The organism is Aestuariibaculum scopimerae, assembly GCF_059428085.1.
The window spans coordinates 2,785,352-2,803,128 of sequence record NZ_CM182089.1; the positions used below are offsets into that span (position 1 = coordinate 2,785,352).

The window sequence follows — 17,777 nt, forward strand, 5'->3', positions numbered from 1 at the left end:
TGGATAGCTTATTCCTAGGACTGAATAACTTATTCCCAAGACGTAGTGACTTATTCCCAGGAATAGAAAGCGCATTCCCAGGACTTGATAATTTATACCCAGGAATAGATGTACAAAACTTTGGAATATTATTGTGGTTAAGAAGCACAATCATTAGCAAAAACTAAAACATGTGGAAAAGAAAAATTGTTTTTAACAATTTGGTTTTTGGTTTTTTTGTTAGGAAAGCTGCCTAGTTACAGAAATGTAATTGGGCACTTTTATTTACATATTATATAGTTTAATTGTTTTCTATATCACTAATATGATGCTCTAAAGCTTTAACCGAAATTTGGATTTCCATAATCAATAAGGCCAAGGATATAATAAGTAAAATAAGCGCTAAGCCAAAAACCCAAACCGCCGCTGTATGTTGCTTAATGTAAATTAAAAACATGGTAAGTACACAAAGAAGTAAGCTGGTAATTCCAAATATTTGCATAGAGCGAGTTAGGTATAAACGCTTTTTAATATTCTTAATTTGCTTTATTAGCAATTGATCTTTTTTTTCTAGATAACTATCATGTAAATTTCTAACCACAGCAGCATATGCTAGAAACCTATTAGTGTATGCTAGCATGATAAGTGATATTGCTGAAAATAATAGTGCTGGGGTTGTAAGTGTTAATTGTTCCATTATTAAGTAGTTTGTTCAAATTTATGCAACTTTAAGCATGTAGTATTATTTTTAGAAAATATTTTTACATTCGCTTTATGCAAGAAGATTTTTTACACTACATCTGGAAATATAAAAAAATAAATGTAAACCATTTAAAGACAACTAAAAACGAGGCTGTGATTGTATCCTCGGTCGGTCAGCATAATTTAAATGCCGGCCCCGATTTCTTTAATGCCAAGCTAAAAATAGGCAACCAACTATGGGCTGGCAATGTAGAAGTCCATATAAAATCATCCGATTGGTTTTTGCATAATCATGAGCAGGATAAAGCCTATGATAATGTTATATTACATGTGGTTTGGGAACATGATACAGAAGTGTTTAGAAAAGACAATTCAGTTATTCCAACATTAGAATTAAAAGGCGGTATTAGCACAGAACTTTTTGATAAATACCATCAGTTACTAACAAAAAAAGATAAATGGATTAATTGTGAGAACGATTTTCATTCGGTTGACACTTTTGTTTTAAACAACTGGCTAGAGCGCTTGTATCTTGAGCGTTTGGAGCGAAAATCTAAAATTATCAACGAACTATTAAGCAAAACCAAAAATAATTGGGAGGCCGTGTTTTTTATAATGTTGGCAAAAAACTTCGGACTTAAGGTAAATGGCGAGTCATTTTTTAGCATAGCACAATCCTTGGATTTTTCAGTAGTACGCAAAGCACAAGCCAATCAAAAAACATTGGAAGCATTGTTGTTTGGGCAAGCAGGATTGTTAGAAGAAGACATAGAAAATGCTTATTACCAAGACCTGTTTAAAGAATATCAATTTTTAAAGCAAAAGTTTGGACTGGAAAATAATATGGTATTACCGTTGCAGTTTTTTAGATTGCGTCCGCCAAATTTCCCTACAATACGGCTTTCGCAATTAGCAAGTTTGTATTTTAACCACAAAAACCTTTTTTCGAAAATTATAGAATCTCATGATATAAATACATTCTATGAAATTTTTAACGTATCCACAACATCATTCTGGAACTCGCACTATACTTTCCATAAGACTTCTAAGGTATCAATAAAAAAACTTACCAAGCCGTTTATAGATTTATTGCTAATCAATACTATTTTACCAATTAAGTTTTGTTATGCCCACCAGAGAGGAGAAGTGGCCGACCAAATTATAGTAAGAATTGCATCGGAAATAGCCTCAGAAAAAAACAGTGTTATCGGGGCATTTAACAGTTTAAAAGAAGTATCTAAAACAGGCATGCAATCGCAAGCCCTTATTCAGCTTAAAACCGAGTATTGTGATAACAATAAATGTTTGCAATGTGCTATTGGTAATAGTTTAATAACAAGAAATATTTAAAATTGCTATTAAAAAATTATAAAAGTGATAGAAATTATACCATTTGTAGTAGACTATAAACAAAACACTAACGTTTGTCAAAGTTTATTTTTAAATTGCGTTATACAAAATGAAATGAATGAATCGTATATATAAACCGTTACTCTTTTTTCAAAAACATGGTTACTATGTATGCCAGCGTATAGCAGAGCGTTTGGGTATTAGGGCAAAAGTTGTTAGAACAACCTTTATGTACTTAACGTTTGTAACTTTAGGGTTTGGCTTTGCGTTATACTTGTTTTTGGCTTTTTGGATGCGTATTAAAGATTTAATATATACTAAGCGAACATCTGTGTTTGATTTATAATTTATGAACCCGATTATTAAATTTTTTAAAACAAAAGTTTATACCGCTTTTTTTTTGCTAACCTTTATATTAATAATAGGTGTTGCAGGTTATAAAATAATTTCCGATTACTCCTGGGTAGATGCTGTTTACATGACAGTTATAACAATGACTACTGTTGGTTTTGGAGAAGTTGTGCCTTTAGATGAGCAATCTAAAATTTTTACCATATTTTTAATTTTGGCCAGTGTGCTTATAATGGGATATGCACTTTCTATCATTACAGAATATATTCTAAGTAAAAATAATATTGAAGAGTTAAAACGTAAAAAGATGCAAAAAGAAATTGATAGTTTCAAGAACCATGTGGTAATATGTGGTTACGGAAGAAATGGTAAGCAAGCTGTTAGAAAGCTATTAGCGCATAATAAGTCGTTTGTAGTTATTGAAAAGAACAGAGATATGGAAGAACGCTTGCAATTAGATAATGTACCTTATGTAATAGGTAATGCCAATGAAGATGAAGTTTTAATACAAGCTGGCATAGATCGCGCATCAAGTTTTATTTCGGCACTGCCTAACGATGCTGATAATTTATTTGTAGTACTCTCAACAAGGCAAATAAATAAAAACATTAATATTATCAGTAGAGCATCACAAGAGTCCTCTTACGACAAGTTAAAATTTGCAGGAGCCAACAATGTTATATTGCCCGACAAAATAGGAGGTGATCACATGGCATCTTTAGTGGTTGTTCCTGGTTTAATGGAGTTTATAGACAACCTTTCCATAGTTGGTAAATCCAATATTAACATTGAAGAGGTTGGGGTAGAGAAGTTATATAATAAAAAATCTTCAATAAAAACAATAAAGGATTTAGACCTTAGAAGGAAAACGGGCTGTACTGTAATTGGTTACAAAGACCAAAACGGCGAATATATTGTAAATCCAGAAGCTGATATGGAATTATTGCCAAATTCTAGAATTATTGTTTTAGGCAGGCCAGAACAGATTGAAGCACTCAATAGTGCCTACAATATCAGCTAGTTATTTTACTATTTTAACAATAGAAGTTTTAGAAAATGATTTTTTTTTAGCATCTTGCCAACTTTTAGTAAGAATCTTTCAATAAAACTAATTAAACCAATTTTCTATGAAGAAATATCTTCTATTTACATTTACTTCAATCTTACCTTTTTTAACATTTGCTCAAGAATCAACTTCCGAAAAAATTGATAGAGTTTTCAAGGACTACACAGGTTGGTTTGTAGATGGTATTTTTTATGAAATTCCATTTTCAGAAGACTATCAAATTCCGTGGGTGCTGATCGTTTTAATAGGTGGGGCATTGTTTTTTACCATATATTTTAAATTTATAAATTTTACAGGCTTTAGAACAGCATTGCGTGTGGTTCAGGGGAAATATGAAGATATTGAAAAGCATGGAGCCGATACATTATATGGTGACCAAACACCCAATGAAGACCATAACATCATTGAAACATTAAGGGATGATAGCGCGCATGGTGAAGTATCGCATTTTCAGGCATTAACCGCTGCATTGTCAGCAACCGTAGGCTTAGGCAACATAGCGGGAGTAGCAGTGGCACTTTCAATTGGAGGGCCAGGAGCCACATTTTGGATGATAGTGGCCGGATTATTGGGAATGGCATCAAAATTTGCAGAATGTACATTAGGTGTTAAATATAGAGATGTTGGTAAAGATGGTACTATTTATGGAGGGCCTATGTATTATCTAACTAAAGGCTTTAAAGAAAAAGGATTTGGTGGAATAGGTAAAGTTTTAGCCGTAATATTTGCCATTTTTGTTATTGGTGGTTCCTTTGGAGGAGGTAACATGTTTCAGGCCAATCAGGCTGCTGCCCAATTCATAAAATTGTTTGATTTTGAAAGTTCCAATGCAGGCATGTATTTTGGTATGGTAATGGCCGTAATTGTGGCTATAGTCATCATTGGCGGTATTAAAAGAATTGCTTCGGTAACTGAGAAAATTGTGCCTTTTATGGCTGGAATATACGTATTGGCGGCACTTATTATATTAGGAGCTAATTGGCATTTAATAGATGATGCCTTTAGTTTGATATATGAAGGTGCTTTTTCTGGATTGGGAATTGCTGGAGGACTTGTGGGTGTTATGATTCAAGGTATTAGAAGAGGTGCGTTTTCAAACGAAGCAGGTGTAGGTAGTGCGGCCATTGCTCACTCGGCAGTACGTACCAAATATCCTGCAAGTGAGGGTATAGTAGCCTTACTAGAGCCATTTGTAGATACCGTAGTTATTTGTACCATGACAGCCTTGGTAATCGTGATAACTAATTTTGATGGTAGCTTTATGGAATATGGCGTACCAATTAAAGAAGGGGTAGAGTTAACAGCTACAGCTTTTGATAGTGTGATACCACACTTCTCTATTGTATTGACTATTGCTGTAATACTATTTGCGTTTTCAACCATGATTTCTTGGTCTTACTATGGCATGCAAGGTTGGGTGTTTTTATTTGGAAAAGGGAAAATAAGCGATTTGGTTTATAAAATATTATTCTTGTTTTTCGTTGTTGTAGGATCGTCTATTAGTCTTGGGGCAGTTATAGATTTTTCCGATGCCATGATCTTTGCTATGGTAGTACCCAATATTATAGGTGTAGTAATTTTGTCTCCAGTAATAAATAGAGAGTTAAGAAAGTATTTAAAAGCCATTAATGTAAAGCATGATGCTTTAGACGAAGGCGCTGAAGACCTTACCAAGCATATGTAAAATAGTTGAGTTGTTGGTTGTTAGTTTGTCATGTCTCTAACAACTAAAGTCTATCCACTAACAACTAAATAATTAAAAACTAACAACTAGAACATGAGATCCCATTTTAAGCTTTCAAAAGAACAGCGAAATGGGATTTTTATATTACTACTATTAATAGTTGTTTTGCAGAGTGTTTATTTCTTAATAGGTGTGCCCAGTCAAGAAATTCAAGTTGATAATAAAGCCTTGTTGAAATTTAATGAGGAAATAGATTCTCTTAGGAAAGAGAAGATTAAAGCAAGCCAACCCAAAATATATCCGTTCAATCCAAATTTTATAACAGATTATAAAGGGTATGTCTTGGGTATGAGCAATGAAGAAATTGATAGGTTGTTAACTTATAGAAGGCGTAATAAGTGGATTAATTCTGCAAAACAATTTCAAGAAGTCACCAAAGTATCCGATTCTCTTTTAAATAAAATAGCACCTTTATTTAAATTTCCAGAATGGGTAACAAAGCCAAAATCTAAAAACTTTCAAGACTTTACCAAGAGCAATCTGCCTAAAACTTTTTCCCAAAAGCAAGATTTAAATCAAGCAACAGCCCAAGAACTACAAAAAATAAATGGTGTAGGTAAAGTACTTTCCAATAGAATAATACGGTTTAGAAATAAATTTGCAGGAGGCTTTATAGATGACGTGCAGCTTCAGGACGTTTATGGATTAACACCAGAGGTTATAGAACGAATAAAAAATGATTTTACTGTAAAAACACCACGGGATATTGAAAAAATTAATTTAAATACGGCCACGGTAGCACAGTTAGTTACTGTACAACATATTGACTATGACCTAGCACATAGTATTGTAGAACAGCGCCAATTAAGAGAAGGATATAAGTCTATAGATGAATTAACAAAAGTTAAGGGCTTTCCTGTAAATAAAATCGATATAATTAAATTATATTTGTCGCTCGATTGAAAAAGAAAGGATAAATGAATAGTATGTACTTCACCGAAGAGCACCATCTTTTTAGAAAAAGCCTGCAAGATTTTTTGAAGAAAGAAGTAGTTCCATATATTGAAACTTGGGAACAAACAGGTGATATTGATAGGTTTATTTGGAAGAAATTTGGCGATATGGGGTACTTTGGTATTAATTATCCTGAAGCTTATGGAGGCCTAAATCTAGATTTGTTCTATACAGTAATTCTTTTAGAAGAATTGCAAAAAATAAACTCAGGTGGTTTTGCCGCCGCTATATGGGCACATGCTTATTTAGCAATGACGCACCTAAACAAAGAAGGAAGTAAGGCTATTAAGAAAAACTATTTAGCCCCGAGTATATCTGGTGATAAGATAGGTTGTTTGTGCATTACTGAGCCTTTTGGTGGAAGTGATGTAGCTGGTATGCGAACTACAGCAGTTAAGGACGGTGACTACTATATAATAAATGGTTCTAAAACATTCATAACAAATGGGGTTAACAGTGATTATATGGTAATTGCTGCTAAAACAAATCCAGAATCAGGAAATAAGGGCATCAGTATTTTTGTTATAGATAGAGATACTCCAGGTGTATCAGCAACCAAATTAAATAAATTGGGATGGCGAGCCTCTGATACGGGTGAGATTGCTTTCGACAATGTAAAAATACCCACAGCCAATTTAATGGGTGAAGAAAACAAGGGCTTTTCATATATCATGCAGCACTTTTCATTGGAGCGTTTAATTATGGGAATCAATGCCCATGCAAGAGCAGAATTTGCATTGGATTATGCCTTGCAATATATGTCAGACCGTAAAGCTTTTGGGAAATCGATAGATAAATTCCAGGCATTAAGGCACACCATAGCAGATTTGTATTCGGATATGGAAATATGTAAAGAGTTCAATTATTCCGTAGCTTACAGATTAAATAAAGGCGAATACGTTGTAAAGCATGCTACCATGTCTAAATTAAAATCTACAAAAATGGCAGATGAGGTTGTTTACCAATGTTTGCAATTTTTAGGGGGTTATGGTTATATGGAAGATTACCCCATGGCTAGATTATTTCGTGATAGTAGGTTGGGTCCCATAGGAGGAGGCACATCAGAGATTCTCAGGGAAATATTGGCAAAGATTATTATTGATAAAAAGGAGTATAAACCGGCTACATAAAATAATTCAGAATTCAGAATTAGGAATTCAGAATTATTTTTATATTTGCAAACTCAAAATCTAAAAGAGAGGAGGTTAAGACACTATGTTAATAATACCAATTAAAGAAGGAGAAAATATAGATAGAGCGCTAAAGCGTTTTAAAAGAAAGTTTGATAAAACAGGCGTTAAGCGTCAGTTGCAAGTTCGTAAGCAATTTACAAAGCCTTCAGTAGAACGTAGGGCCCAAATACAAAAAGCACAATACATTCAAGGATTAAGAGATGCAGAAGATATCTAGTATATTTTAATCACAAAAATAACAATCCCACTTTTAAGTGGGATTTTTTTTTGTATATTTCAATGTATACTTTTTAACCAAAAGAAATGCCTTTTAAATCCTTTATAGATTACTTGTTGCTTGAGAAAAATTATTCAGTACTAACAGTGAATGCCTATAAAAATGATTTGGGTACCTTTTTGGAGTTTGTAAAAAGTGAATATGATATGGGTTCCATAAATCAAGTTAATTATTCGCAAATACGAACATGGATTGTCGCATTGGTAGAAAACGGGTTGTCTAATAGGAGCATAAACAGAAAAGTTTCCGCATTAAATACGTACTACAAATTTCTTTTAAAGACAGAAACAATAAAGTCCAATCCTTTATCAAAACACAAAGCATTAAAAACCAGTAAAAAAGTTCAAATTCCTTTTTCAGAAACCGAGATAAAAACTGTTTTGGAAGATTGGCACTTTCAAAATGATTTTGAGGGTGTTCGGGATAAATTGATAATAGAGATGTTCTATTCTACAGGTATTCGAAGAATAGAATTGGTGCAGTTAAAGCTAAGTGATATAGATATTAATAACAAAACGTTAAAAGTACTTGGGAAAAGAAATAAAGAACGTATTATTCCGTTAATAGAATCGGTAGCAAAAACCATAAACTCATATTTAGAAGTCCGAGATTCGTTAAGTCATATTGTAGATCACGATTACCTTTTTTTAACAAAAAAGGGTGCAAAAATATATGAAACACTTGTGTACAGAATTATAAATGATTATTTTAGTATTGCATCAACAAAGGTAAAAAAGAGCCCTCATATATTACGGCATTCTTTTGCAACACATTTGCTTAACCAAGGTGCAAATTTAAACGCTGTTAAAGAACTTCTTGGTCATTCCAGTTTAGCAGCAACTCAAGTTTATACTCACAATAGTATAGCAGAGTTAAAAAAGGTACATATAAATACCCACCCAAGAAGTAAAAAATGATTATTAAAATTATTGTCTAACCAAAACAAGTATTATGAAAGTAAACACGCAATCAGTTAATTTTAATGCAGACAAAAAATTAATAGCTTTTATCCAAAAACGTATGGATAAACTGGATTTGTTTTATGACAAGATCATCAAGTCGGATGTGTTTTTAAAAGTAGAAAACACAAAAGATAAAGAGAATAAAATATTCGAAGCAAGAGTGAGTGTTCCAGGAGACAGTTTAATGGTAAAAAAGCAGTGTAAAAGTTTCGAAGAAGGTACCGATATAGCAGTAGCTTCATTGGAAAGACAACTAAAAAAGAGAAAAGAAAAATTAAGAGCACATTTATAATAAAATTTCTTCAAAAATGTTTTGAATAAAAAAATAAATATATACATTTGCAGTCCGTTAGAAATAACGGGCTTTTTTTGTGTGTAAATAACAGAAAAAGCCGATGTAGCTCAGCTGGCTAGAGCAGCTGATTTGTAATCAGCAGGTCGTGGGTTCGAGTCCCTCCATCGGCTCAAGTTCTTTAAAAAGAGTGAATAAATAAAAATTGGGGGAGATACTCAAGCGGCCAACGAGGACAGACTGTAAATCTGTTGGTTTTCACCTTCGCAGGTTCGAATCCTGCTCTCCCCACATTTTATTAAAAGGATTATAAATCATTGCGGGAGTAGCTCAGTTGGTAGAGCGTCAGCCTTCCAAGCTGAATGTCGCCGGTTCGAACCCGGTCTCCCGCTCTAATTTATTTAAGCCGGTGTAGCTCAGGGGTAGAGCGTTTCCTTGGTAAGGAAGAGGTCACGGGTTCAATTCCCGTCATTGGCTCTATAATTAAAGAATGTAAATTAGAACACACTAATAAATATTATATAACTAAGATTAAATTATTTAAAAAACATGGCAAAGGCAACTTTCGATCGTTCAAAACCACACTTAAACATTGGTACAATTGGACACGTAGATCACGGTAAAACAACTTTAACTGCTGCTATTACTAAAGTATTAGCTGATGCAGGTTTATCAGAAGCGAAATCATTTGATCAAATTGATAACGCACCAGAAGAAAAAGAAAGAGGTATTACAATCAATACATCTCACGTAGAATATTCAACTGCAAAACGTCACTATGCACACGTTGACTGTCCAGGTCACGCGGATTACGTTAAGAACATGGTAACTGGTGCAGCTCAAATGGATGGTGCTATCTTAGTAGTAGCTGCTACAGATGGTCCTATGCCACAAACTCGTGAGCATATCTTATTAGGTCGTCAAGTAGGTATTCCTCGTATCGTTGTTTTCTTAAACAAAGTAGATATGGTTGACGATGAAGAATTATTAGAGTTAGTAGATATGGAAGTTAGAGATTTATTGAACTTCTATGAGTACGATGGTGATAATGGCCCTGTAATTTCTGGTTCTGCACTTGGAGCACTTAACGGTGAGCAAAAATGGGTAGATACAGTAATGGAATTAATGAATGCTTGTGATGAGTGGATTGAAGAGCCAGTACGTGATATGGATAAGCCTTTCTTAATGCCTATCGAAGACGTATTCTCTATTACTGGTCGTGGTACTGTAGCAACTGGTCGTATTGAAACTGGTGTTGCTTCAACTGGTGATCCTGTAGAGATTATTGGTATGGGTGCTCAAAAATTGACATCTACTATTACTGGTATTGAAATGTTCCGTCAAATACTTGACAGAGGTGAAGCTGGAGATAACGCAGGTATCCTATTAAGAGGTATTGAGAAAACTCAAATCTCTAGAGGTATGGTAATTACTAAGCCAGGTTCTGTAACGCCACATAAAAAATTCAAAGCTGAGGTTTATATCCTTAAAAAAGAAGAAGGTGGACGTCACACACCATTCCATAATAACTATCGCCCACAATTTTACGTTCGTACAACAGACGTAACAGGTAACATTGCTTTGCCTGATGGTGTAGAGATGGTTATGCCAGGAGATAACTTAACTATCACTGTTGAATTAATTCAACCAATTGCAATGAACGTAGGTTTACGTTTTGCAATTCGTGAAGGTGGTAGAACTGTAGGAGCTGGTCAAGTTACTGAGATTTTAGACTAATACAGTAAATTAAATAGTAAGCTAAGGTATTCCGTAAAAACGGAATACCTTGACTTATGTTTACGGGTTTAGCTCAGTTGGTAGAGCACTGGTCTCCAAAACCAGGTGTCGGGAGTTCGAGTCTCTCAACCCGTGCAGAATAAAGTAAAAGGTAAAATTTCGCTCAGGTCGATTTTGAAAATTGTAGCATCGGAATTTTAATCTATTGAAAAAAATATATAAATGGCTGGAATTGTAAATTATATAAAGGAATCATTTAGCGAACTTAAAAATAATGTAAGTTGGCCAACATGGGCAGAGGCACAAAGTTTAACTGTTTTAGTTGCTGTATTTTCGATAATTTTTTCCTTAGCAATATGGGGGGTCGATACTGTATTCAGTAAGGTCATAGCGTTTTACTTTCAATGGATTAACAGCTAAAAATAGATTATGTCTGAAGTAAGCGAAAAAAAATGGTACGTCGTTAGGGCTGTAAGTGGTCAGGAAAACAAAATCAAAACCTATATCGAGAATGAAATAGCTCGATTAGGCATGCAAGACTATGTAGACCAAGTATTAGTACCTACCGAAAGAGTGATTCAAATACGCAATGGAAAAAAAATACACAAAGAAAAAGTGTTTTTCCCAGGATATATTATGATTCAAGCCAATTTAACAGGTGAGGTGCCTCATATTATAAGATCAGTTACCAATGTTATTGGTTTTTTAGGAGAAACTAAAGGAGGCGATCCCGTACCGTTAAGACAATCTGAAGTCAATAGAATGTTAGGTAAGGTTGACGAATTGGCAGTAGAGGAAAATGCTAATGTAGCGATTCCTTTTACTAAAGGCGAAACAGTTAAAGTAATTGACGGACCATTTAATGGATTTGATGGTACTATTGAGAAGATAAATGAAGAAAAGCGTAAGCTTGAAGTAATGGTTAAGATTTTTGGTAGAAAAACACCGTTGGAATTAAGCTATATGCAAGTAGAAAAAGTATAATAATTGTTACACTATATAAAAGGATACGGTTTTAGCTTCCAAATATAAAAGCGTATCAAACTAAATTATTAAAAATGGCAAAAGAATTAGGTAAAGTAGTTAAGTTACAAGTTCGGGGAGGTGCTGCGAATCCATCGCCACCGGTTGGACCCGCTTTAGGTGCTGCTGGGGTTAATATCATGGAGTTCTGTAAGCAATTCAATGCGAGAACTCAAGATAAACCAGGTAAAGTATTACCGGTTGTTATTTCTGTTTACAAAGACAAGTCATTTGACTTTGTAATCAAAACACCACCAGCTGCAGTACAATTATTAGAAGCGGCCAAAGTAAAGAAGGGTTCAGGAGAACCAAACCGAAAAAAAGTAGCTAAAGTTTCATGGGACCAGATCAAAGCTATAGCAGAAGATAAAATGGTAGATTTAAATGCATTTACTATCGAATCTGCTATGAAAATGGTAGCTGGTACCGCAAGGTCTATGGGGATTACCGTAACCGGAAACGCACCATATTAATCTATAAAAGCATTAAGAAATGGCAAGATTAACAAAAAAGCAAAAAGAAGCTTTAGCAAAGATAGAAAAAGGGAAATTTTATTCTCTTGATGAAGCATCTGCGCTAGTGAAAGAAATCACTAACACGAAGTTTGATGCATCAGTAGACATTGCTGTACGTTTGGGTGTAGATCCACGTAAAGCCAACCAGATGGTGAGAGGTGTTGTATCACTTCCTCACGGAACTGGAAAAGATATGAAAGTATTAGCGTTAGTAACTCCAGATAAAGAAGCAGAAGCTCAAGAAGCTGGTGCAGATTATGTTGGTTTAGACGAGTATCTTGATAAAATTAAGAACGGATGGACCGATGTAGACGTTATCATCACCATGCCAAGTGTAATGGGTAAATTAGGTCCTTTAGGACGTGTATTAGGTCCTCGTGGTTTAATGCCTAACCCAAAAACTGGCACGGTAACTATGGATATCGCTAAAGCTGTAACTGAAGTAAAAGCTGGTAAAATCGATTTTAAAGTTGATAAAACTGGTATTGTACATGCAGCAATAGGAAAAGCGTCTTTTAGCGCTGATAAAATTGCAGGTAACGCAAATGAATTAATACAAACATTAATAAAACTTAAGCCAACAACTGCTAAGGGTACATACGTAAAAAGTATATTCCTTTCTAGTACCATGAGTCCTAGTGTAGCTGTTGATCCTAAAGTTGGTTAATTAGTTAAATACTTTTATTATGACAAGAGAAGAAAAATCACAAGTAATACAGGAGTTAACTTCAGAATTAGCCAATAATACAAATATCTATTTAACAGATATTTCAGGATTAAATGCAGGTTCAACCTCCGATTTACGTCGTGCTTGTTTTAAGGCAAACGTAAAGTTAGCAGTCGTTAAAAACACATTACTTGAAAAAGCAATGGAAGCTTCAGAAAAAGATTTTGGAGAGCTTCCAACAGTTTTAAAAGGCAATACATCTGTAATGTATTCTGAGACAGGTAATGCACCGGCCAAACTTATAAAGAACTTCCGTAAAAAATCAGAGAAACCTTTATTAAAAGGTGCTTTTATTGAGGAAGCTATTTATATAGGCGATAACCAATTAGACATGTTAGTAGATATCAAGTCTAAAGAAGAGTTATTGGGCGACATAGTAGGATTGTTACAATCACCTGCTAAAAATGTTGTTTCAGCACTTAAATCAAGTGGTGGAAAACTGGCTGGTATTATTAAAACACTATCTGAAAAAGAAGGATAGTATTAAACAGTACGCACTTTATTACAATTATATTAAAATTAAAAATTTATTAAAAACGATAGAAAAATGGCAGATTTAAAAGATTTCGCAGAACAATTAGTTAACTTAACAGTAAAAGAAGTAAATGAGTTAGCTACTATATTAAAAGAAGAGTATGGTATAGAGCCAGCTGCTGCTGCTGCAGTTGCTGTTGCTGGTCCTGCTGCAGGTGGCGATGATGCTGCTGAAGCTCAAACTGAATTTGATGTAATATTAAAAGCAGCTGGAGGTTCTAAATTAGCAGTAGTTAAATTAGTTAAGGAATTAACTGGTCTAGGTTTAAAAGAAGCTAAAGAATTAGTTGACGGTGCACCTAGCGCTATTAAAGAAGCTGTTTCTAAAGACGAAGCTGATAGCTTAAAAGCATCTTTAGAGGAAGCAGGAGCTGAGGTTGAGCTTAAATAAGCTTAGCTAAACCAAAACAATAAAGGTTTAGGGCTGTCACGCCATAATGGCGTGACAAGGCCTAAACCATTTTGCGTATATAATTATTACATACGCCACAACTAATATTTTTTAATCAAAATTCCGTCCATTGATGTTGTCAACACAAGCTGAAAGATTAAATTTCTCGTCTATTGTAAATAGAACAGAATATCCAGATTTCTTGGATATTCAGATTAAATCCTTCCAGGATTTTTTCCAATTAGAAACAAAATCTGAAGAACGAGGAGATGAAGGCCTATACAATACCTTCATGGAAAACTTCCCGATCACAGATTCACGTAATCAATTTGTTTTAGAGTTTTTAGATTACTTTGTAGATCCACCAAGATACGCTATCGATGAGTGTATAGAAAGAGGACTTACTTACAGCGTTCCGCTTAAGGCTAGGTTAAAGTTATATTGTACAGACCCTGAACATGAGGATTTCGAGACCATTGTTCAAGATGTGTACTTAGGAACCATACCATACATGACGCCTAGTGGAACATTTGTTATTAATGGTGCAGAACGGGTTGTTGTATCTCAGTTACACCGTTCACCAGGAGTATTCTTTGGGCAATCGTTCCATGCTAACGGTACCAAACTTTATTCGGCAAGGGTTATCCCATTTAAAGGGTCTTGGATAGAATTCGCTACAGATATTAACCAGGTAATGTATGCTTACATTGATAGAAAGAAAAAATTACCGGTTACGACCTTATTTAGAGCTATTGGTTTTGAGCGTGATAAGGATATTTTAGAGATATTCGATCTCGCTGAAGAAATCAAAGTTTCCAAATCTGGTTTAAAAAAATATCAAGGCAGAAAATTAGCAGCACGTGTATTGAACACTTGGCATGAGGATTTTGTGGATGAAGATACAGGCGAAGTGGTATCTATTGAGCGTAACGAAATTATTTTGGATCGCGATACCATATTAGATAAAGAAAACATTGAAGAAATTCTTGAAGCTGATGTTAAAACAGTGCTTTTGCATAAAGAAAGTGCTGAGCAAGGTGATTATGCTATTATACATAACACGCTTCAAAAAGATCCAACAAACTCTGAAAAAGAGGCTGTTGAACATATTTATAGACAGTTGCGTAATGCCGAGCCGCCCGATGAGGAAACAGCTCGTGGTATTATAGATAAACTGTTTTTTAGTGACCAACGTTATTCATTAGGAGAAGTAGGTCGTTACAGAATGAACAAAAAATTGGGTCTTGATATTGAAATGGATAAGCAAGTACTTACCAAAGAAGATATCATTACCATTATAAAATACTTAATCGAGTTAATCAATTCCAAAGCAGAGATTGATGATATTGATCACTTATCTAACCGTCGTGTACGTACCGTAGGAGAGCAATTGTCTCAACAATTTGGTGTTGGTTTAGCCCGTATGGCACGTACCATTCGCGAGCGTATGAACGTTCGTGACAATGAGGTATTTACACCCATAGATTTAATTAATGCCAAGACCTTGTCGTCTGTTATTAATTCTTTCTTTGGTACCAACCAGTTATCACAGTTTATGGATCAAACCAATCCATTAGCAGAGATTACACACAAGCGTCGTTTATCAGCATTAGGACCAGGAGGTCTTTCCAGAGAGCGCGCTGGTTTTGAGGTTCGTGACGTTCACTATACACATTACGGACGTTTATGTCCTATTGAAACACCAGAGGGACCAAACATTGGTTTAATTTCGTCATTATCAGTATATGCGAAAGTGAATGCTATGGGATTCATTGAAACTCCATACCGTCCTGTAGAAGATGGTGTTGTAGATATTAAGAATGCACCAATTTATTTAAGTGCAGAAGAAGAAGAAGAGAAGTTAATAGGACAAGCAACTGTTAAGGTTGATGAAAACGGTAAAATATTACACGATAAAGTTATCGCGAGAATGGAGGGCGACTTCCCAGTAATAGAGCCATCTTCATTACATTACACAGATGTAGCACCCAATCAAATTTCGTCTATCTCGGCATCGCTAATTCCGTTCTTAGAACATGATGATGCAAACCGAGCCTTGATGGGATCTAATATGATGCGCCAAGCCGTACCATTATTATTGCCACAGGCTCCTATTGTAGGAACTGGTTTAGAGCGCCAAGTTGCGTCAGATTCACGTGTACTTATTAATGCCGAAGGTAGTGGTGTAGTACAATATGTTGATGCTACAGAAATCGTTATTAAGTACGACCGTACAGAAGATGAGGCCAAAGTAAGTTTTGATAGTGATGTTAAAACATACCCATTGGTAAAATTCAGAAAAACAAACCAAGGTACCAGTATCAACTTAAAGCCCATAGTAGAAAAAGGTGATAAAGTTGTTAAAGGACAGGTATTATGTGAAGGCTATGCTACCCAAAAAGGTGAATTAGCTTTAGGTAGAAACATGAAAGTAGCCTTTATGCCTTGGAAAGGATATAACTTTGAGGATGCGATTGTAATTTCTGAAAAAGTAGTTCGAGAAGATATCTTCACATCCATCCATATAGATGAGTACGCTTTGGAAGTTAGAGATACCAAGTTGGGTAATGAAGAGTTGACTAACGATATTCCTAACGTTTCAGAGGAAGCTACCAAAGATTTGGATGAAAATGGTATGATTCGTATTGGTGCAGAAGTAAAACCAGGCGATATATTAATTGGAAAAATTACACCAAAAGGCGAGAGTGATCCAACACCAGAAGAAAAACTGTTACGTGCTATCTTTGGTGACAAGGCCGGCGATGTAAAAGATGCTTCTTTAAAGGCATCACCATCATTAAATGGTGTTGTAATAGACAAAAAATTATTCTCAAGAGCCGTTAAAGATAAGCGTAAACGTGCTCAAGATAAAGATGATATTATACAATTAGAAGCTATTTATGATAGAAAGTTCGACGATTTAAAAGAGATTTTAATCGAAAAGCTTTTCAATATTGTAAATGGTAAAACAGCTCAAGGTATCTTTAACGACTTAGGTGAGGAAGTATTACCAAAAGGTAAAAAATTCACACTTAAAATGTTAAACGCTGTTGATGATTATGCACATTTGGTGTCTGGAAAATGGACTACAGATGATCATACGAATCAATTAGTGGCCGATTTAATTCACAACTACAAAATAAAAGAAAACGACTTGCAAGGATCTTTAAGACGTGAGAAGTTCACTATTTCTGTGGGAGATGAATTACCAGCAGGTATTATCAAACTTGCTAAAGTTTATATTGCTAAAAAGCGTAAGCTTAAAGTAGGGGACAAGATGGCGGGTCGTCACGGTAACAAAGGTATCGTAGCACGTATTGTACGTCAAGAAGATATGCCTTTCTTAGAAGATGGAACGCCTGTTGATATTGTATTGAACCCACTAGGTGTACCATCACGTATGAACATTGGTCAGATTTATGAGACCGTTCTAGGTTGGGCAGGTCAAAAACTAGGACGCACTTATGCAACACCTATTTTTGATGGCGCTTCCATAGATCAAATCAACGAACTTACTGATGAAGCTGGTATTCCAAGATATGGACATACCCACTTATACGATGGTGGCACTGGTGAACGTTTTGACCAACCTGCAACTGTAGGGGTAATCTATATGTTGAAATTAGGACATATGGTTGACGATAAAATGCACGCACGTTCTATAGGGCCTTACTCATTGATTACGCAACAACCTTTAGGTGGTAAGGCACAATTTGGTGGTCAGCGTTTTGGTGAAATGGAGGTTTGGGCACTTGAGGCCTACGGTGCATCCAGTACGTTAAGAGAGATCTTAACCGTGAAATCTGATGATGTAATAGGTAGAGCTAAAACCTACGAAGCTATCGTTAAAGGAGAGCCAATGCCAGATCCTGGACTACCAGAGTCTTTCAATGTATTAATGCACGAATTGAAGGGTCTTGGACTAGATATAAGATTAGAAGAATAAAAAAGGTTGGCAGTCACAGTCGCAGTAGGCAGAA

18 protein-coding genes and 5 tRNA genes are annotated in these 17,777 nt (G+C 35.1%); 22 read left to right on the top strand and 1 reads right to left on the bottom strand.

Going from position 1 to position 17,777, the window contains the following annotated elements; translation table 11 throughout:
• Nucleotides 1–280 precede the first annotated feature (280 nt).
• Nucleotides 281–676, bottom strand: a complete 396-nt coding sequence (locus AC5SR4_RS12035; protein ID WP_495356492.1) for a DUF2721 domain-containing protein — start codon at nt 674–676, stop codon at nt 281–283.
• 77 nt (nt 677–753) lie between these two features.
• Here AC5SR4_RS12035 and AC5SR4_RS12040 point away from each other — a divergent pair, with 77 nt between their 5' ends.
• The 22 genes from AC5SR4_RS12040 (at nt 754) to rpoB (ending at nt 17,743) form a co-directional block, all read left to right on the top strand.
• Nucleotides 754–2,031 carry a DUF2851 family protein gene (locus AC5SR4_RS12040; protein ID WP_495356493.1) on the top strand — a complete coding sequence of 426 codons (1,278 nt, stop codon included), beginning with the start codon at nt 754–756 and terminating at the stop codon, nt 2,029–2,031.
• 118 nt (nt 2,032–2,149) lie between these two features.
• A complete protein-coding gene (locus tag AC5SR4_RS12045; protein ID WP_495356494.1) occupies nt 2,150–2,377 on the top strand; it encodes a PspC domain-containing protein in 228 nt (75 codons plus the stop codon).
• A 3-nt stretch (nt 2,378–2,380) separates the two neighbouring features.
• Nucleotides 2,381–3,403 carry a potassium channel family protein gene (locus AC5SR4_RS12050; RefSeq protein WP_495356495.1) on the top strand — a complete coding sequence of 341 codons (1,023 nt, stop codon included), beginning with the start codon at nt 2,381–2,383 and terminating at the stop codon, nt 3,401–3,403.
• A 106-nt stretch (nt 3,404–3,509) separates the two neighbouring features.
• A complete protein-coding gene (locus tag AC5SR4_RS12055) occupies nt 3,510–5,132 on the top strand; it encodes an alanine/glycine:cation symporter family protein (protein WP_495356496.1) in 1,623 nt (540 codons plus the stop codon).
• A gap of 93 nt (nt 5,133–5,225) precedes the next feature.
• Complete coding sequence (locus AC5SR4_RS12060) at nt 5,226–6,095, top strand: ComEA family DNA-binding protein (RefSeq protein WP_495356497.1); 870 nt, start codon at nt 5,226–5,228, stop codon at nt 6,093–6,095.
• Between the two features lie 14 nt (nt 6,096–6,109).
• Nucleotides 6,110–7,276: an acyl-CoA dehydrogenase family protein gene (locus AC5SR4_RS12065; RefSeq protein ID WP_495356498.1), complete on the top strand. Its 1,167-nt coding sequence runs from the start codon at nt 6,110–6,112 to the stop codon at nt 7,274–7,276.
• 85 nt (nt 7,277–7,361) lie between these two features.
• The gene (gene rpsU / locus AC5SR4_RS12070) at nt 7,362–7,556 is read left to right on the top strand and encodes a 30S ribosomal protein S21 (protein WP_495356499.1); all 195 of its coding nucleotides are present in this window, start codon (nt 7,362–7,364) and stop codon (nt 7,554–7,556) included.
• Nucleotides 7,557–7,642: 86 nt separating this feature from the next.
• The gene (locus AC5SR4_RS12075; RefSeq protein ID WP_495356500.1) at nt 7,643–8,533 is read left to right on the top strand and encodes a tyrosine-type recombinase/integrase; all 891 of its coding nucleotides are present in this window, start codon (nt 7,643–7,645) and stop codon (nt 8,531–8,533) included.
• A 34-nt stretch (nt 8,534–8,567) separates the two neighbouring features.
• Nucleotides 8,568–8,870: a ribosome hibernation-promoting factor, HPF/YfiA family gene (gene hpf, locus AC5SR4_RS12080; RefSeq protein WP_495356501.1), complete on the top strand. Its 303-nt coding sequence runs from the start codon at nt 8,568–8,570 to the stop codon at nt 8,868–8,870.
• A gap of 99 nt (nt 8,871–8,969) precedes the next feature.
• Nucleotides 8,970–9,043 (top strand) — tRNA-Thr (locus AC5SR4_RS12085).
• A gap of 35 nt (nt 9,044–9,078) precedes the next feature.
• Nucleotides 9,079–9,161: transfer RNA gene (locus AC5SR4_RS12090), tRNA-Tyr, on the top strand.
• 28 nt (nt 9,162–9,189) lie between these two features.
• A tRNA-Gly gene (locus AC5SR4_RS12095) sits at nt 9,190–9,262 on the top strand.
• A 13-nt stretch (nt 9,263–9,275) separates the two neighbouring features.
• Nucleotides 9,276–9,347 (top strand) — tRNA-Thr (locus tag AC5SR4_RS12100).
• A 72-nt stretch (nt 9,348–9,419) separates the two neighbouring features.
• Nucleotides 9,420–10,607 carry an elongation factor Tu gene (tuf, locus tag AC5SR4_RS12105; protein WP_495356502.1) on the top strand — a complete coding sequence of 396 codons (1,188 nt, stop codon included), beginning with the start codon at nt 9,420–9,422 and terminating at the stop codon, nt 10,605–10,607.
• Nucleotides 10,608–10,669: 62 nt separating this feature from the next.
• A tRNA-Trp gene (locus tag AC5SR4_RS12110) sits at nt 10,670–10,742 on the top strand.
• A gap of 87 nt (nt 10,743–10,829) precedes the next feature.
• On the top strand, nt 10,830–11,027 hold the full coding sequence (secE, locus tag AC5SR4_RS12115) for a preprotein translocase subunit SecE (protein ID WP_495356503.1): 198 nt from the start codon (nt 10,830–10,832) through the stop codon (nt 11,025–11,027).
• Nucleotides 11,028–11,036: 9 nt separating this feature from the next.
• Nucleotides 11,037–11,591 carry a transcription termination/antitermination protein NusG gene (nusG, locus tag AC5SR4_RS12120; protein ID WP_495356504.1) on the top strand — a complete coding sequence of 185 codons (555 nt, stop codon included), beginning with the start codon at nt 11,037–11,039 and terminating at the stop codon, nt 11,589–11,591.
• Between the two features lie 74 nt (nt 11,592–11,665).
• Nucleotides 11,666–12,103, top strand: a complete 438-nt coding sequence (rplK, locus tag AC5SR4_RS12125; protein WP_495356505.1) for a 50S ribosomal protein L11 — start codon at nt 11,666–11,668, stop codon at nt 12,101–12,103.
• Between the two features lie 19 nt (nt 12,104–12,122).
• Nucleotides 12,123–12,812 (top strand): 50S ribosomal protein L1, encoded by a 690-nt coding sequence (rplA, locus tag AC5SR4_RS12130; protein WP_495356506.1) that lies wholly within the window; start codon nt 12,123–12,125, stop codon nt 12,810–12,812.
• A gap of 19 nt (nt 12,813–12,831) precedes the next feature.
• Nucleotides 12,832–13,353 (top strand): 50S ribosomal protein L10, encoded by a 522-nt coding sequence (rplJ, locus tag AC5SR4_RS12135; protein WP_495356507.1) that lies wholly within the window; start codon nt 12,832–12,834, stop codon nt 13,351–13,353.
• Nucleotides 13,354–13,419: 66 nt separating this feature from the next.
• Nucleotides 13,420–13,797 (top strand): 50S ribosomal protein L7/L12, encoded by a 378-nt coding sequence (rplL, locus tag AC5SR4_RS12140; protein WP_495356508.1) that lies wholly within the window; start codon nt 13,420–13,422, stop codon nt 13,795–13,797.
• Nucleotides 13,798–13,930: 133 nt separating this feature from the next.
• The gene (gene rpoB / locus AC5SR4_RS12145; RefSeq protein ID WP_495356509.1) at nt 13,931–17,743 is read left to right on the top strand and encodes a DNA-directed RNA polymerase subunit beta; all 3,813 of its coding nucleotides are present in this window, start codon (nt 13,931–13,933) and stop codon (nt 17,741–17,743) included.
• The last annotated feature ends 34 nt before the right edge of the window (nt 17,744–17,777 follow it).

What these genes read in the sequence shown, in the direction of transcription:
- rplA (WP_495356506.1), top strand. Translation starts at nt 12,123, where the DNA reads ATGGCAAGATTAACAAAAAAGCAAAAAGAAGCTTTAGCAAAGATAGAA.
- AC5SR4_RS12065 (WP_495356498.1), top strand. Translation starts at nt 6,110, where the DNA reads ATGAATAGTATGTACTTCACCGAAGAGCACCATCTTTTTAGAAAAAGC.
- AC5SR4_RS12075 (WP_495356500.1), top strand. Translation starts at nt 7,643, where the DNA reads ATGCCTTTTAAATCCTTTATAGATTACTTGTTGCTTGAGAAAAATTAT.
- rplJ (WP_495356507.1), top strand. Translation starts at nt 12,832, where the DNA reads ATGACAAGAGAAGAAAAATCACAAGTAATACAGGAGTTAACTTCAGAA.
- rplK (WP_495356505.1), top strand. Translation starts at nt 11,666, where the DNA reads ATGGCAAAAGAATTAGGTAAAGTAGTTAAGTTACAAGTTCGGGGAGGT.
- secE (WP_495356503.1), top strand. Translation starts at nt 10,830, where the DNA reads ATGGCTGGAATTGTAAATTATATAAAGGAATCATTTAGCGAACTTAAA.
- AC5SR4_RS12035 (WP_495356492.1), bottom strand. Translation starts at nt 676, where the DNA reads ATGGAACAATTAACACTTACAACCCCAGCACTATTATTTTCAGCAATA.
- nusG (WP_495356504.1), top strand. Translation starts at nt 11,037, where the DNA reads ATGTCTGAAGTAAGCGAAAAAAAATGGTACGTCGTTAGGGCTGTAAGT.
- AC5SR4_RS12040 (WP_495356493.1), top strand. Translation starts at nt 754, where the DNA reads ATGCAAGAAGATTTTTTACACTACATCTGGAAATATAAAAAAATAAAT.
- rpoB (WP_495356509.1), top strand. Translation starts at nt 13,931, where the DNA reads ATGTTGTCAACACAAGCTGAAAGATTAAATTTCTCGTCTATTGTAAAT.
- rpsU (WP_495356499.1), top strand. Translation starts at nt 7,362, where the DNA reads ATGTTAATAATACCAATTAAAGAAGGAGAAAATATAGATAGAGCGCTA.
- AC5SR4_RS12045 (WP_495356494.1), top strand. Translation starts at nt 2,150, where the DNA reads ATGAATCGTATATATAAACCGTTACTCTTTTTTCAAAAACATGGTTAC.
- AC5SR4_RS12060 (WP_495356497.1), top strand. Translation starts at nt 5,226, where the DNA reads ATGAGATCCCATTTTAAGCTTTCAAAAGAACAGCGAAATGGGATTTTT.
- AC5SR4_RS12050 (WP_495356495.1), top strand. Translation starts at nt 2,381, where the DNA reads ATGAACCCGATTATTAAATTTTTTAAAACAAAAGTTTATACCGCTTTT.
- hpf (WP_495356501.1), top strand. Translation starts at nt 8,568, where the DNA reads ATGAAAGTAAACACGCAATCAGTTAATTTTAATGCAGACAAAAAATTA.
- tuf (WP_495356502.1), top strand. Translation starts at nt 9,420, where the DNA reads ATGGCAAAGGCAACTTTCGATCGTTCAAAACCACACTTAAACATTGGT.
- AC5SR4_RS12055 (WP_495356496.1), top strand. Translation starts at nt 3,510, where the DNA reads ATGAAGAAATATCTTCTATTTACATTTACTTCAATCTTACCTTTTTTA.
- rplL (WP_495356508.1), top strand. Translation starts at nt 13,420, where the DNA reads ATGGCAGATTTAAAAGATTTCGCAGAACAATTAGTTAACTTAACAGTA.